The following is a 14,241-nucleotide window of genomic DNA, read 5'->3' on the forward strand; positions in this document are numbered from 1 at the left end:
AGGACCAGGAACAGAAGAATAGTGAGGAAAACAGCCTGCTTCTCCAAAAAAGAGCAGAATCACTACAATGCTATGAAGCTAATATTTTACTATAGAAACCATCATACATTATAGACCACAACCAAATTTTTTAGACCCTATATTTAATTCACTTTATATAAATATATTCACAGCAAATAATCTAAAATGAAAAGATACTATATTGCGATGGGTTTACTCTTGCTAGTAAGTCCGGCTTTTGCACAGCTAGCTCCTGGCAGAGTGTTTACAGGTGCTTATTTTGGAGGAAGTATGAAAAGGGATAACCCCTCTTCTAAAACCACCTCACTTAGTTTTTCGCCTGTCGCCGCTTATGTGGTTAGCCTGCATTGGATGCTTGGCCTGCAGGCCACAGGCAGTTTCTCCAAATCGGAGTCAGACCTGAGGAATTCGCTACCCATACCTTCAGGGTCTGGCTATACATATTATACTACACAACACACTGTTGATATAAAAACTACTGCCGTTGGCTTTGGCCCGGTGGCACGCTATTACAATACCCTAAGCCCCAAGCTTGCTTTCTTTGCTGAAGGTTCGGCAGGTTATCTGAACACGAAGTACAGGATGGAGAGCAGGATGGGGCAGTTTGTAGACCCAGGCGCCGGAACTACTATTGGTTCTCCTGTCAGTTGGAACCTGAGTTCAAGCGAGAACAGCCAGGGCAGCTTGCATGGTGCCTTTGCACCGGGCCTGTTGTACTTTGCTACGCCAAGACTTGGGCTTGAACTAAAGGCGAACTGGCTAAGCTATACCTACACGGATAAGGGAAGCGAATTTGATGTTGATTTGAGCCTAGCAAAGGCTGCAATAGGTGCTGGTTTCTATTTCTGATAACCTTAAAGGAACTGGGTAAAAAAGGAAGGCCGCTAAAAGAAAAATAGCGGCCTTCCTTTTTGAATTTGTATCAAGACCAGAACCACATCCTTCGCCTCATACTTAGATTCTCGGACTGCACTACGGTATCGCGCCTACTAATTGCATTTCCATAATCGGGCCTTGTTACGTGTATATAACACTTCCATAATATTTTTTTATTTATAATTAAACTTTATAATTTAGTAATAGTACAAGCTGCTTATTTAACATTGACTTAACATGAGCAGGCAGCGGAGATGAAGCGATAGGTATATAAGCAGGTTTTATGGTAAATCGATTCTTTTAGACACCCATCACATATGAAGAAATTTTTATTCATTATCCGCCTGTCACGCAATCAACTATGGTTGTGCCTGGGTGCAATGCTGGTTCTGAACCTGTTGGTGCTGGCAGGAACCTGGGTAGCCCGTACGCTACAGGTAACAGACCATGGCCTCCGATCAGGCCTACGACTGCTTGACCTGGCAAATGAAAATACCATTGCCACCTGGTATTCCTCTATGCTCCTGCTGTCTGTCGCGCTTATGTCGGCAATTTGCTTCAGAGCCGACTGGCAACGCTTTCAGCACTGGCGCGAAAAGTACCTCAGCTATGGGTGGCTTCTGTTCTGTATGATTTTTGTAACGCTCTCGCTGGATGAGGTCGGTTCTTTCCATGAAACAATTGGTAATACAGCAGCCTTCAAAGTCTTTGACAGCAACTCAGGGTGGATGCTCTTCTATGTAGTGATTTTACTGGTGGGAGGCTTCATGTTCACTTTCAGCTTTGTCAGGCTTATACGTTCGAAGTGGTCGGTGGCCTTTGCCGTAGCCGGACTGCTGCTGTTTCTGAGCAACCCGCTGCAGGAGCACTATGAGATTGCGGCCTACATGGCTGCCCCTGACCCTACACTTTGGGTAAGGCCTATTTCGCTGCTCCTGCTTGAGGAAGGATCAGAGATTTTTGCATCAAGCTGCTTTCTTGTCTCCACTGTAGCATATACACAATTCATTACAAAACAACAGACAAGCGATAAGTTGGGGGCTTCCTTACCTCAAATAAGCCTCAACTTTTCCTTCTCAAGAAGAACAGTTTTCGTAACGCTGCTTCTGGTTATTACTGTGCTGGCTGCTGTCTTTGCGGCAGTGGAGATAGGTATCACTGATACAGAGGGGCGCGATGCAGGTATACCGCAGAATTGGTTTCCGAGTGTTATTGCCTTTCTTGTCTTTGTAAGCAGCCTGTATATCTATTTTATAGCAGACCAGACAAATAACCATAACAGGTACTTTTACCTGTTACTAGCACTTGTAAGTGTCTCCATATCGATGTATTACGGCAGTAACCTTTATGCACACTATATATGGAAGACGGCAGCGGGAATACTACCTGCCAAGGCCCTTAAGGTATTCTTTTTGCTGGCTGCCACTATCTTGAGCCTCCGGCTGATTTTGGTGGTTAATGACAAGTGGAGCCGACTACGAACAGCCGCCTGGGCTATCTTTTTTTTCGCCTCTTTCAGCCTGCACCCTCTATATGCTGCCAAACTTGCGTTTGCGGCCTTTGCCTGCCTGCTGCTTGCCTTAACGGCACATGTTTATTTCTGGCAGGCCGCTCCACCCCAGGAACTGGTAAAGTCCTGAAACAGCTATAGCAGAACGGGCAGCTAAATCTTTAGCTAAAACCCCTGAGACCGCACCAATTTGGAACTGGTGCAGTCTCAGGGATTAAATGCAATAGTCCACTCTGGCTGGTGGTTTTGCAAAAGGGAGAGGTGCTGTTCTATCAGAAACCTACAAGGAATTAGTCCAGGTCTCTGTCCCCGCGCTTCAGTTCCTCTACCGAGCGCATCACTTTATCTTTCAGGCTGCTTTTATACTTCTCCAGCCTATCGGCCACTGCAGCATTGGTTGTGCCTAAAATCTGGGCGGCAAGTATACCGGCATTCTGAGCGCCATTTAGTGCTACAGTGGCTACCGGTATACCGCCGGGCATCTGCAAAATGGACAGTACAGAATCCCAGCCATCGATAGAGTTACTCGATTTTACCGGCACCCCTATAACAGGCAGCGTTGTAAGTGATGCCACCATGCCCGGTAAGTGGGCTGCTCCGCCTGCCCCGGCTACAATTACTTTAAGGCCTCGCTTGCGGGCATTCTCTGCATATTCGATCATGCGGTGCGGCGTGCGGTGCGCCGACACGATGGTCAGTTCATAAGGCACCCCAAGGGTTTCCAGTATCTCCGCAGCGGCATCCATCACCTTCAGGTCAGACTGGCTGCCCATGATAATGCCTACCAAAGGTTGTGTGGTCGTTTTTTCGTCGGCCATAGTTTATGCTTTAACTTTGATTATGTTTCTGATAGATGTTGCACGCTGCTGCGCCTCTTCAATGTTGTGCCCTAACACGGTAATGTGCCCCATTTTGCGGGCAGGGCGGGTATACTTTTTACCGTAAAGATGGATGTAAACCCCCGGCACGGCAAGTGCCTCCTGCAGCCCCTCATAAGCCGCCTCTCCGTCATAGCCGGGCTCCCCCAGCAGGTTCAGCATAACGGCCGCGCTCTGTATTTCTGTAGAGCCAAGGGGCAGGTTCAGGATAGCGCGCAGGTGCTGCTCATATTGTGAGGTGTAGTTAGCCTTAATGGTATGGTGCCCGCTGTTGTGCGGTCGCGGTGCTACTTCGTTTACCAGTATCTGCCCGTCTTTTGTCAGGAACATCTCCACGGCCAGTATTCCCACCATATCGAAAGCCTCGATTACGCGCGTTGCTATTTCGATGGCAAGTCGCTGCAACTTATAAGGAACATTGGCTGGCGCAAACAAGAAATCAACCAGATTATGTTCCGGATGAAAGCTTAGTTCCACCACCGGAAAAGCGGTAACCTCACCCGAGGCATTACGGGCCACAATCACCGATATCTCTTTCTCAAAATCCACCAGCTTTTCCAGCACAGATGGTGCCTCGAAGGCCTTGCCAAAATCTGCCTCGCCCGTAAGGCGCGTAACGCCACGGCCATCGTAGCCCTCGCGGCGCAGTTTCTGGAAGGCTGGCAGGAAAGAGAGGTTCTTCTCTAATTCCGACTTATCATTCAGCAGTAGAAAATCGGAAGAGGGAATACTGTGCTTTTTATAGAACTCCTTCTGCAGCCCTTTGTCCTGGATGGTGCGCACAGTACGGGCATCCGGATATACCTTTACCCCCTCCTGCTCCAACTTCTCCAGCGCATCCGCATTCACGTGTTCAATCTCAATGGTCACTATGTCGCACCTCTTTCCGAACGCATACACTGTGTCAAAATCGCGGAAGCTGCCGACATAGAACTCATGGCAAATGTCTTTGCAAGGGGCATTCTCATCAGGGTCCAATATTAACGTGTATATATTAAAATCGAGACCGGCCTGCATCAGCATTCGACCCAGTTGTCCGCCGCCCAGTATGCCCAGCTTTACTTCTCCTTTCATGTAGTCTTTTATTATGGTGGTCTGCTCAAAATTAAGGATTATGTCCGAATCTCAGCTCCTGTTGTTAATTTAATGCAGCTATTTCCGACAGAGTTTTGTTTTCTATCTAACAATACCTATATTGAACTAAACAAATGCATAGCGATATGTCAGAGAAGTTGGTGCGCAGCATGATGGTATTATTCCATGTTCCTTTGTTCTTAATATTCTTCAGAATGCTGTGGTATGCGGGCAGCCTGGCAGGCATAGATCTAAAGCTGGTGCCGTTCCAGTTGCTAAGCCTTTTGCTGGCCGGTTACCTGGTGCTCGGCGACAGTTCCCGCGATGAATACTACCTTACGCTGCTGGTCCTGCTGGTTTATGATCTGGTTTTGTACTGGTACATTTTAAATTAATTCTGAGTAGCTTGCGGCTTTTTAAGCCTCAACGCACCTATGGAAATCATACTGGCTACTTTTTCTGCCTTGTTCTCTGTTGTAAACCCTTTCGGGGCTATGCCTGTGTTTCTGACCCTAACACAGGACGATACCCCTGCACAACGAAACCAGCAGGCGCTGAAAGCATGCCTTTATATGGTTGGTATACTGGCTGTTTTTTTCCTGACGGGGCAGTACATCCTTAATTTCTTCGGCATCCGCATTCACGACCTCCGCATTGCCGGAGGGCTCATGATCATGAGGGCCGGTTTTGATTTAGTGACCCCGGGTGCAAACAAAAAGAAGATTTCCCCGGAGGTGGTGGAAGAAGGGCAGCAAAAAGATGACATTTCTTTCACGCCGCTGGCAATGCCGATGCTTTCAGGGCCTGGTGCCATTGCCATCAGCATCGGTCTTTTCACTACTTCCCTGTCTGTCCTGGACATGCTCTTTATTCTAATTGGCATCATTCTGCTGGCAGGCGTTTCTTACTTTATACTTCGCTCTTCATCCCAGCTTACACGCGTAATGGGTAAGTCTGGCTTGGCGGCGCTTTCCCGCATCATGGGCTTCATAGTGCTCTCTATTGGCGTTAACTTTATTGTGTCTGCCCTTACAGCCCTGTTTTTTGCAGAGCGGTAACCACTTTAAAATTATTGATTGTGAATTGTTGAATGGCTACATCGTTAATCGTTAAGGAAAAAAAAGCAGCTACAGCACCATTTAGCAGTTTAACTACTAAACCTACAGCAATCAACAATTCACAATCAACAACTTTGTCGTATCTTTGCGGCATGCAACTAAAGAACGATCTGCTTATAAGAGCTGCCAGAGGCGAGAAAGTAGAGCGCACCCCTGTGTGGCTCATGCGCCAGGCAGGACGCATTTTACCGGAATACCGTGCTGTCCGCAATAGCCTGAGCGGCTTTAAAGAGCTGGTGGAAACACCGGAGCTGGCCGCAGAGGTTACCATACAGCCTGTAGACATACTGGACGTAGACGCTGCCATCATTTTCTCTGATATTCTTGTGGTGCCCGAGGCGATGGGTTGCACCTATGAGATGATAGAGAAAAGAGGGCCGCTGTTCCCGAACACCATCCGCACTGAGGCAGACATGCGGAAGCTGCGCGTGGCGGATCCGCACGAGCACCTGAACTATGTGCTGGAGGCAATACGGGTAACGAAAAGAGCACTGAACGGCCGCGTGCCCCTGATTGGCTTTGCCGGTGCCCCCTGGACTATCCTGGCGTATATGGTAGAAGGCAGCGGTTCCAAAACGTTCTCGCATGCACGTGGCTTGCTATATACCAACCCGAAGCTGGCACACCAGCTGCTTCGCATGATTACCGATACCACCATCGCTTACCTGCAGGCACAGGTAGAAGCGGGTGCCAACCTCATTCAGGTATTTGATTCCTGGGCTGGCATTCTTTCGCCGGCACAGTACCGCGAGTTTGCCCTGCCATACATCAGCGAAATCTGTAATTCCATCCACAACGTGCCGGTAACGGTTTTTGCCAAGGGCGCTTTCTTTGCTTTAGAAGACTTCAGCAAGCTCAACTGCGCTACCATAGGCCTGGACTGGAACATGGAAATCAGGAAGGCCCGCCAGCAGGTAGGCCCTGACAAAACCCTTCAGGGGAATATGGACCCATGCCTCCTTTACAGCTCTTTTGACACTATACAGCATGAAACCATTAAAATGCTGAAAGAGTTTGGCCCTCAGCGCCACATCGCCAACCTTGGCCACGGCGTTTACCCTGACACTGACCCTGAGAAAGTAAAATGCTTTGTACAGACAGTAAAAGAATACGGAAGCATTGTTGGTGGTGAAGCTATCTGATAAAAAAAGTTTTACAGTCAAAGAGTTTTGAGTTTGACTCTTCACAAATACAGAAATAGAAAGGCCCGCCTAAACAGCGGGCCTTTCTATTTCTGTGATAAAGCCGTTCATTATTGATTGCAATCAGCTTTATAGTAGGTTTACCCTCACTTCCAACTCTCTAGCCCTCTAACTTCCGAACTTTCTAACTCTTTTAACCCACTGCCAGCTGCGTTTCCGGATACTTGTAGGCTGTAGAGGTAGCCCGTGTGCTGAGTGCGAGCGCTAGTGTAAGGGTACCTACCCTGCCCAAGTACATCGACAGGATGATAACACACTTCCCTAAATCAGAAAGCCCGGCCGTGATACCTGTGCTTATACCAACGGTTGCAAAAGCCGATACCTGCTCAAACGCAAGTTTGATGATATCGAACTGCGCGTCGGTGATGGATAGAATAAAGATGAACGCAATGTTGATGATAGCTGCGAACGTAAAAACTGAAAAGGCTTTGTAGGCCACTGAATGCGGGATGGTGCGGTGGCCGATTTCCATGTTGCGCTTGTTGCGGATAGTAGTGAGCACCGCAAAAAGGACGACAGTGAATGTAGTTGTTTTGATACCTCCCGCCGTTGAACCGGGAGAGCCGCCAATAAACATCAGGGCTATAAACATGAGCAAAGTGGGCACATTAAGCGCAGAAATATCTACTGTGTTAAAACCAGCCGTACGCGTGGTCACTGACTGGAAGAAGGAAGCAATTAGAGCCTCTACAAATCCCAGGCTGGAGAGGGTGTTGTAATACTCCAGCAAAAAGAAGCCAATCGTACCAACAGCCAGTAAAATGGCAGAAGTATAAATGGTAACGCGCGACGACATCTTCCAGTTTTTCCAGGGCTGCTCCATGCGCGCGCGCATGTTTCTGGGAGACAGCACATCCAGAATGGTAGGAAAACCAATGCCACCGAATATAATTAGCAGGGCGATAACCAGGTGCAGAATGTAGGAGAACCGGATGGGCTGGGTGTAAAGTCCTTCCGGGTAGAGCGAAAATCCTGCATTACAGAATGCTGACACAGAATGGAAAACAGAGAAGAAGATTTTACTGCCAAGGTTCGTAAACTGTGCTTCTGCCCCCCACGTCAGAAACACGGCCACGGCACCGATGGCCTCTATCGTCAGTGTCAGGAAAATAAGCTTGCGCATCAGGTTCTTGGTAGAGAAAAGTGACTCGCTCTCCAGCAGCTCGTGCATGGCTACGTGCTGCTTTATACCCACTCCCTGCCGCATCAGCGAGGCAAAGAAGGTGGCAAAAGTAAGTATACCCAAACCACCCATTTGTATGAGCATCAACAGCACCAGCTGTCCTCCAAAAGTAAAGTAAGTGCCCGGGTCTACCACCGCCAGGCCAGTCACGCAGGAGGCGCTGGTAGCCATAAAGAGTGCATCCAGAAAGCGGATACCGTCCGGGGCATTCGACATTTTAGGCAGCATAAAAAGCCCGGTACCTATCAGTATCAGCATGATAAAGCTGAGGAGAAAAGTGATGGAAGGCTTCAGCTGCATCGTTTTCAGGTGCACCTGGGTCTCCAGCAGCTCCACAACAAGCAGCAGCAGCATATACAGCGATACTGTTACCCGGTAAAACTCCACCGAAAGCGGGATACCTATTCCCTCGAAAATGTTGTAGATAAGCGGGAAACCCAGTATGTAGGTAAAGAACTGGTTCAGGAAGATGATACCCATCAGGATTCCCTCAAACCAAGTGCGCCTCAGGAACTTGACTCGCTCAAAGGTATACAGGATGCGCAGGAAATAGATGACTACGAATATAGCGAGAATACCATCTATAGCGTAAAACAACAACCGCAGGCGCACAGGGCTTTCTACTACTCCATGTGCGTAAACAAGAAATCCTATCGCCAATATTGTCAGCACATAAGTGGAGCGGCGCATGATAGTATACGCCGTTAACTTGCTGCCGTACAGAAACCTATTTAACGATTCTGTGTTCATTCTTTTCAAACAACCTAATGTGCGCAGCCTCTTCATACAGCCGCGACTTGTCTATGGGCACCACCCCCACCTGCTCGCACACTAACCCTCCGCCCAGGTTGCTAAGGCCGGCCATAAACTCTTTTGACGTTTGCAGGGCCACACACAGTGCCGCAATGCTGATGACCGTGTCGCCAGCACCTGATACATCGGAAATGGAGCGGCGGTGCGCCTCGATATACGTCTTTTCTTCCCCGTCAGCCACAAACACACCACGCTCCGACAAGGTAACTAATACCTGGTCCACTTGCAGGCGCTCCTGTAGTTCGGCCACTGCTGCTTCAAAAGCAGGCAAGTCCTCATCAGCAAAGTCTACCTTTAAGCCCTCTTTCAGCTCTTTCAGGTTTGGCTTGAACAAGGTGCAGCCAGTGTAGCTAAGGAAATTCTTCTTTTTGGGATCGATAACGCTGGGAATGTTACGCTCGTTAGCCAGCTGCAGAAAACGCCGGATGTTCTGCTCCGAGAAAACGCCTTTGTCGTAATCTTCGAAGATAACAACATCGGCCTTGTCCAGCAGCTTCAGGTAACGCTCCTCCAGGAGGCGTTCCTCTTGTCCGGTGAGGTTATGCTCAATCTCAGAGTCGACGCGCAACAGCTGCTGCCCCCCGGCTATAATGCGGTGTTTGATAGTGGTTACCCGCTCGGGGCTCTGCACAATGCCTTCTGTAGACAGCCTCTTTTCTTCCATCAGGCAGATGTAGTCCGCCCCATCCTGGTCAGCACCAATTACAGAACACAACAGCGGAATGGCTCCCATAGCCTCAATGTTGAGGGCTACGTTGGCAGCGCCACCAAGGCGCTTCTCCCGCTTTATTACATTAACTATAGGTACAGGTGCCTCAGGTGAGATGCGTGTTGATTTCCCCCATAGGTAAGAATCAATCATTACGTCTCCCACCACCAGCACCTGTAGCCCATTAAAGGCTTTGAAAAGAGCCTCTAAGCTAGAAACTTGAGTCATTTACTGTAGTTTTGCAAGGCTGCTCTTAATGCGGCGCATGGCCTCTGTCAGCTTTTCGTCTGATGTGGCAAAGGAGAAACGGATACACTGCGGAGCCCCGAAGGCCGCGCCATCTACTGTCGCCACGTGGGCATCTGCCAGCAGGAACATGCTCAGGTCATCAGAATCCACTATCGTTTTCCCCTCGTAGCTCTTGCCAAAATAATAACTCACGTCCGGGAAAATATAGAATGCGCCGGCTGGCAGGTATGTCTTAAAGCCCTCGATGTCGTTCATCATGTCGAGCACGAGGTCGCGGCGGCGGCGGTAAGCTTCCGTCATCTCCAGTGCAGCTCCCTTGCCTCCCTGTAGCGCAGCCGCTGCTGCTTTCTGTGAGATAGAGCTGGTGCCGGACGTAATCTGGCTTTGCAGCTTGTCGCAGGCAGACGCAATCTCTTTGTTTGCGGCCATATAGCCGACACGCCACCCGGTCATGGCATAGCCTTTGGAGAGACCGTTTACTGTTACCACGCGGTCTTTGATGGAGTCCACGCAAGCCAGGCTGAAGTGCTTTCCTTCGAAGTTTATGTACTCATATATCTCATCTGCAATTACATACACCTGTGGGTACTTCTCCAGCACCTTGGCAATGGCGCGCAGTTCATCCTCGTCCCACACAGCACCTGTTGGGTTGCTCGGAGAAGAGTACATCACCAACTTTGTGTCGGAGGTAATCGCCTGCTCCAACTGTGCAGCAGTCACTTTAAAATCATTCTCAAGGCTGCCCATCACCGGCACCGGGGTACCCTCGGCCAGCTTCACGATTTCCTCATAAGACACCCAGTAAGGAGAGAAAATAATCACTTCATCACCCGGGTTTACCAGGCACATCACCGCGTTGGCTATACTTTGCTTCGCACCGGTAGACACCACAATGTTTTCCGGCTTATAGTCCAGGTTGTTATCGCGCTTAAACTTATTCACGATCTCCTGCCGCAGTTCCGGGTAGCCCGGTACCGGCGTATAGAAAGTGAAGCCTTCGTCGATTGCCTTCTTGGCGGCATCTTTAATGTATTGCGGCGTCTGGAAATCAGGCTCTCCAAAACTTAGGTTTATTACATCAAACCCTTGAGAAGCCAATTCTCGCGCTTTTTTGGCCATGGCAATTGTCTGAGACTCAGACAGGGCTAAGATTCTGTCTGACAGTGCTGATCTTACTTCCTCTGTGTTTCGCATTTCTTTTAAGGTTAGGCTGGCAATTTAGTCATAATGCCACAGAATTCCAGCTTTACAATTTTTTGCTGCTGTTGCTGCGGCTTTAGCAGGTAAATTGGCAAGAAGGCTTGAGAATCAAAAAGAAAACAAGAGAAAAAAGACAGAAAGGCTAATAATAGAGGTGCCGTGGAAGTTTTAAAATTTGGAACCTTCCCCTACCACAGGTTCTGAGGGCATACTATTCTGTGTCTGTTTGGAATGCGCATTCCCAGCACTACCTCATGGCTTACGCCTCCCAGAGAACTCACACCTGCATCAAAGGAATAACCTAAATCAAAGACCTCGTTCCATGTAATACCACCCAGCAAAGCGAGGCTATCGTTTTGCCGGTAAGAAACACCAGCCCAGAGTTTATTGTCGTAGATAGCACGCAGGTTATAATCCACCGACAGCGGCAGCGGCTGCAGCAGTTTTACCATAACCGAGGGTATCACATCCAGGTTTCGGGTAGCGCTGATTTTATAGGCGGCTGTAGAAAAATAGTGGTTTTCGAAATTGATGTCTACGCCTCCCTCCTCTCCTACAGAGACTGTGTTGCTGATGAGTTCACTAGCGGAAAGGCCGGCGTAAAAGTTGGAGGAGTAGAGCCACATACCCAGCTTGAGGTTAGGCCGGTGCACTGTCCAGCCAGCACTGGCAGCATCAGCTGGGTTGGCGAAAACCAGTTTGTTTCCATTCAGGGAATGCTGTGAAATGCCTGCAGAGGCACCTGCACCCAGCTTTATCTCTTCCGTCAGTGGCATATGGTAGGCATACGACACGTTGGCTTCCAACCGGGTGAAAGGGCCAATCTTATCATGCAGCAGAATCAGGCCGATACCGTGGTGAGGCTGTGCACCAGCCCTCCTGTAAATGGTGCGCATTTCTTTTTCGCCCACAAAAGAGGGTGTCTTGCTCCCTGCTTCCGGAGCGATGGCCTTGTCTTTGGCCAGTTTGGTGTGGATGCTCAGATAAAAATTGTTAGGTGCGCCGTCTATGCCTGTCCATTGGTTTCTATAGCCGGATTTTATGTCCACATAATTCTCAATTCCCGCTATGGCAGGGTTTAGCAGGTAATTGTTGATCATGTACTGGCTATACTGCGGCTTCTGCTGCGAAAGCACCAGCAACGGTAAAAACATCAAAAGAAGAAATAGGGTAGAAGTTCTGACGCTCATAGTTGCCTTTAGTGAACAATGCTTACGGATCCTGTTACTTTTTCACCATATTTCGGAATGTTTTCATTTAGTATGATCACATAGAAATAAGTACTCACTGGTAACGGAGCACCTTTATATGTGCCGTTCCACTCGTTTACGTAGCGCGTTTTTTCATAGATCTTGCTTCCCCAACGGTCAAACACTTCCACACGGGCATTGGGGTAGTCTTCCAGGGTTTCTATCACCCAGGTTTCGTTTATGCCGTCGCCGTTCGGAGAAAAGGCATTGGGCACAACAATATCACGCCGCACAAAAACATGCACCTGCCCTGTTACCCGACAGCCCGCAGAAGTAGTTGCTACCACTGTATAGGTTATGGTTTCATTAGGGTTTGCACGCGGGCTGGCACTGTAGGGGTCATCAAGTCCCGTGGCTGGCGACCATTCGTAGCGGGTGCCGGGTATGTCCTTCCATTTCCCCAGCTTGACAGTTTGCCCTCTGCTAATTACAAATTCAGTGTAAGGGGCTATATCAGGTAAAACTACAATGACAGCCTGCACAGGAAAGCGTTTACTTTCGCATCCGTTCCCTCCTATTACAGACACGTAATATGTGGTGGTTACATTGAGATGCGGTGTGGTAAACGTGCTGCTGCTGGTGCCTGCCAAAGGAGCACCGCCCTCCGGAACGTCATACCATCTGTAGCTCCCTTCTTCCCCTCCCGTCGCCGTTAAGGTTACAGGGCCGGGCTCACACCGGTCGTTTCCTGTCACTGATTGGATCGTGGGCAAAGGTATGGTTGTAACAGTAATAACATTGGAAGTCACTTTGCCGCATATTGTTTCCACATCAACAGTATAGTCACCGGATGCTGTAGCCACCAGTTCTGGCTTATCTCCTTTGATGAGAATCCCGTTACGCTTCCAGGTAAATTTGGCATCCATTGCCTGTCCCAAAGCGCTTAGTACCACACTCCCTCCTTCGCAGAAGGTAGTATTGCCAGTGGCCGTCAGTTCTATTGTCGGCATAGAGCTTGGACAAGCCACCTCTATTATGACCTGCGCCGTTGCCACTTTGTTATAGCATTGGGTAGAACCTGCATCACTGATTTCATAGGTCAAGACATCTTTCCCAAGAAACCAGGCACTGGGGGTATAGACAATTTTATTTCCGGAGATAACGGCCGTTCCATTTCTAGGTCCCTTTACAATACGGGTTAAAGTGAGCGGGCTGCCAGTTGTATGTGTGTCGTTTTCCAAAACAGCTACTGTAACTGGTTTTCCTGGCGCTGCCTGAGCCACATCATCATTGGCAACAGGCTTACTGTTCCGGTCTAGCAGGCAAATAGTCTGTTCATTATAAAGCCCCCCGGTAGCTCCTGTAAACCCATAGTACACCATTGGGTCTCCATTGAATACATTCTTTATGATGTCATCTTTATGCGTGAATCGCTCTGCACCATCAAAAAGCAACTTCAGTTCCTGCGTAGCTGGGTTCCACAAAATAGTGTATGTGTGGCACTGGTTGTTTTCTACATCTTTGTTATTGGGGTCTATCTGAACAGGCGGAAACTCTGGAGCAGGCATATTCCCATTATAGAAAACAGTAGTATGATCTGCTGCTATGTCAGTTTTATTGTCGATATAACTTTTGTCAGTGTTATCATGCGTATCAAACTCTATTGCGACAGAGGGAGTGACAGGTTCCGGTGCTCCAACACCAAAGGCCTCCCCTAATCTACCTTTCGCCTCCAAACCCCGTGGGTCATTATGAAAGACGAAGGCAATACCATCTGCACCATCCAGATCTTTAGTACCAAGGTAAACGGTAAACTCAAGCTCCACAGGCTTTGAAAGGTCGATTTTCTCTTTCCACCAGATGTAGCCGTACCGCCATTCCCGGTCTTCTGTGATTTTGAAGCACTGGTCAGACAGTTTTACGGCATCACCGCGTGTAACGAACTGAGCTGAAGAGGTAAGCGGAGCTAGTATAAAGGCAAAGCAAAAGCAAAAGCATAATATTATATGGAGCATCTTATTTCTAAGATGAGTATAAGTTCTTTCATACCGAGGCAGAAGGCTCATAGGGCTATGTTAACGACAAAAAGACGAAACTATAAAAGGAAATTTTTCAACAACGTAACTGCCTTCAGAGCAGCAAGTTCAACCATCACAAATCAAAGCCTTCGATAATCAACGTGTGCTTTTTATTCGCGTAAGAGAATTAATATATAGAG

The 14,241-nt window shown here is 48.5% G+C and carries 13 protein-coding genes and 1 pseudogene; 6 read left to right on the top strand and 8 right to left on the bottom strand.

Annotated features, from left to right (window positions below; all coding sequences use genetic code 11):
* The 3 genes and pseudogenes from ACFS7Z_RS27430 to ACFS7Z_RS19020 all read left to right on the top strand — a co-directional run.
* Positions 1 to 114, top strand: a pseudogene (locus tag ACFS7Z_RS27430) (IS1 family transposase); the annotation flags it as partial.
* A gap of 72 nt (positions 115 to 186) precedes the next feature.
* Positions 187 to 870, top strand: a complete 684-nt coding sequence (locus ACFS7Z_RS19015; RefSeq protein WP_377487929.1) for a hypothetical protein — start codon at positions 187 to 189, stop codon at positions 868 to 870.
* Positions 871 to 1,214: 344 nt separating this feature from the next.
* Entirely contained in the window at positions 1,215 to 2,537 is a 1,323-nt protein-coding gene (locus ACFS7Z_RS19020) for a hypothetical protein (protein WP_377487931.1), read from the top strand.
* Positions 2,538 to 2,697: 160 nt separating this feature from the next.
* On the opposite strand, the gene purE is transcribed toward ACFS7Z_RS19020, so the two are convergent.
* Together purE and ACFS7Z_RS19030 are read right to left on the bottom strand one after the other, a co-directional pair.
* Complete coding sequence (gene purE / locus ACFS7Z_RS19025) at positions 2,698 to 3,225, bottom strand: 5-(carboxyamino)imidazole ribonucleotide mutase (RefSeq protein ID WP_377487933.1); 528 nt, start codon at positions 3,223 to 3,225, stop codon at positions 2,698 to 2,700.
* A gap of 3 nt (positions 3,226 to 3,228) precedes the next feature.
* A complete protein-coding gene (locus ACFS7Z_RS19030) occupies positions 3,229 to 4,359 on the bottom strand; it encodes a 5-(carboxyamino)imidazole ribonucleotide synthase (RefSeq protein ID WP_377487935.1) in 1,131 nt (376 codons plus the stop codon).
* 146 nt (positions 4,360 to 4,505) lie between these two features.
* Here ACFS7Z_RS19030 and ACFS7Z_RS19035 point away from each other — a divergent pair, with 146 nt between their 5' ends.
* Together ACFS7Z_RS19035 and ACFS7Z_RS19040 are read left to right on the top strand one after the other, a co-directional pair.
* A complete protein-coding gene (locus ACFS7Z_RS19035; RefSeq protein ID WP_377487937.1) occupies positions 4,506 to 4,754 on the top strand; it encodes a hypothetical protein in 249 nt (82 codons plus the stop codon).
* Positions 4,755 to 4,793: 39 nt separating this feature from the next.
* Positions 4,794 to 5,417: a MarC family protein gene (locus ACFS7Z_RS19040; protein WP_377487939.1), complete on the top strand. Its 624-nt coding sequence runs from the start codon at positions 4,794 to 4,796 to the stop codon at positions 5,415 to 5,417.
* Here the strand turns inward: ACFS7Z_RS19040 and ACFS7Z_RS19045 are convergent.
* Positions 5,389 to 5,571, bottom strand: a complete 183-nt coding sequence (locus ACFS7Z_RS19045) for a hypothetical protein (RefSeq protein WP_377487941.1) — start codon at positions 5,569 to 5,571, stop codon at positions 5,389 to 5,391. The genes ACFS7Z_RS19040 and ACFS7Z_RS19045 overlap by 29 nt on opposite strands.
* Here ACFS7Z_RS19045 and hemE point away from each other — a divergent pair.
* Positions 5,570 to 6,619, top strand: a complete 1,050-nt coding sequence (gene hemE / locus ACFS7Z_RS19050) for a uroporphyrinogen decarboxylase (protein WP_377487943.1) — start codon at positions 5,570 to 5,572, stop codon at positions 6,617 to 6,619. The two genes, ACFS7Z_RS19045 and hemE, sit on opposite strands and share 2 nt — an antisense overlap.
* 193 nt (positions 6,620 to 6,812) lie before the next feature.
* On the opposite strand, the gene ACFS7Z_RS19055 is transcribed toward hemE, so the two are convergent.
* The 5 genes from ACFS7Z_RS19055 to ACFS7Z_RS19075 all read right to left on the bottom strand — a co-directional run bounded on the left by ACFS7Z_RS19055 (position 6,813) and on the right by ACFS7Z_RS19075 (position 14,038).
* Positions 6,813 to 8,612 carry a TrkH family potassium uptake protein gene (locus ACFS7Z_RS19055; protein WP_377487945.1) on the bottom strand — a complete coding sequence of 600 codons (1,800 nt, stop codon included), beginning with the start codon at positions 8,610 to 8,612 and terminating at the stop codon, positions 6,813 to 6,815.
* Positions 8,590 to 9,612, bottom strand: coding sequence for a bifunctional heptose 7-phosphate kinase/heptose 1-phosphate adenyltransferase (locus tag ACFS7Z_RS19060; RefSeq protein ID WP_377487947.1), 1,023 nt, complete (start codon positions 9,610 to 9,612; stop codon positions 8,590 to 8,592). The genes ACFS7Z_RS19055 and ACFS7Z_RS19060 overlap by 23 nt, the downstream gene beginning before the upstream one ends.
* Complete coding sequence (locus ACFS7Z_RS19065) at positions 9,613 to 10,827, bottom strand: pyridoxal phosphate-dependent aminotransferase (RefSeq protein ID WP_377487949.1); 1,215 nt, start codon at positions 10,825 to 10,827, stop codon at positions 9,613 to 9,615.
* Positions 10,828 to 11,021: 194 nt separating this feature from the next.
* Positions 11,022 to 12,023 (bottom strand): PorP/SprF family type IX secretion system membrane protein, encoded by a 1,002-nt coding sequence (locus tag ACFS7Z_RS19070; protein ID WP_377487951.1) that lies wholly within the window; start codon positions 12,021 to 12,023, stop codon positions 11,022 to 11,024.
* 8 nt (positions 12,024 to 12,031) lie between these two features.
* Complete coding sequence (locus ACFS7Z_RS19075; protein WP_377487953.1) at positions 12,032 to 14,038, bottom strand: lectin-like domain-containing protein; 2,007 nt, start codon at positions 14,036 to 14,038, stop codon at positions 12,032 to 12,034.
* Between the last annotated feature and the right edge of the window lie 203 nt (positions 14,039 to 14,241).

Source organism: Pontibacter toksunensis (assembly GCF_042686245.1).
GTDB lineage: Bacteria > Bacteroidota > Bacteroidia > Cytophagales > Hymenobacteraceae > Pontibacter > Pontibacter toksunensis.

Bases quoted from the DNA above. Each gene is read 5' to 3' on its own strand.
- ACFS7Z_RS19015 (WP_377487929.1), top strand. From the start codon at position 187: ATGAAAAGATACTATATTGCGATGGGTTTACTCTTGCTAGTAAGTCCG.
- ACFS7Z_RS19020 (WP_377487931.1), top strand. From the start codon at position 1,215: ATGAAGAAATTTTTATTCATTATCCGCCTGTCACGCAATCAACTATGG.
- purE (WP_377487933.1), bottom strand. From the start codon at position 3,225: ATGGCCGACGAAAAAACGACCACACAACCTTTGGTAGGCATTATCATG.
- ACFS7Z_RS19030 (WP_377487935.1), bottom strand. From the start codon at position 4,359: ATGAAAGGAGAAGTAAAGCTGGGCATACTGGGCGGCGGACAACTGGGT.
- ACFS7Z_RS19035 (WP_377487937.1), top strand. From the start codon at position 4,506: ATGTCAGAGAAGTTGGTGCGCAGCATGATGGTATTATTCCATGTTCCT.
- ACFS7Z_RS19040 (WP_377487939.1), top strand. From the start codon at position 4,794: ATGGAAATCATACTGGCTACTTTTTCTGCCTTGTTCTCTGTTGTAAAC.
- hemE (WP_377487943.1), top strand. From the start codon at position 5,570: ATGCAACTAAAGAACGATCTGCTTATAAGAGCTGCCAGAGGCGAGAAA.
- ACFS7Z_RS19045 (WP_377487941.1), bottom strand. From the start codon at position 5,571: ATGCCGCAAAGATACGACAAAGTTGTTGATTGTGAATTGTTGATTGCT.
- ACFS7Z_RS19055 (WP_377487945.1), bottom strand. From the start codon at position 8,612: ATGAACACAGAATCGTTAAATAGGTTTCTGTACGGCAGCAAGTTAACG.
- ACFS7Z_RS19060 (WP_377487947.1), bottom strand. From the start codon at position 9,612: ATGACTCAAGTTTCTAGCTTAGAGGCTCTTTTCAAAGCCTTTAATGGG.
- ACFS7Z_RS19065 (WP_377487949.1), bottom strand. From the start codon at position 10,827: ATGCGAAACACAGAGGAAGTAAGATCAGCACTGTCAGACAGAATCTTA.
- ACFS7Z_RS19070 (WP_377487951.1), bottom strand. From the start codon at position 12,023: ATGAGCGTCAGAACTTCTACCCTATTTCTTCTTTTGATGTTTTTACCG.
- ACFS7Z_RS19075 (WP_377487953.1), bottom strand. From the start codon at position 14,038: ATGCTCCATATAATATTATGCTTTTGCTTTTGCTTTGCCTTTATACTA.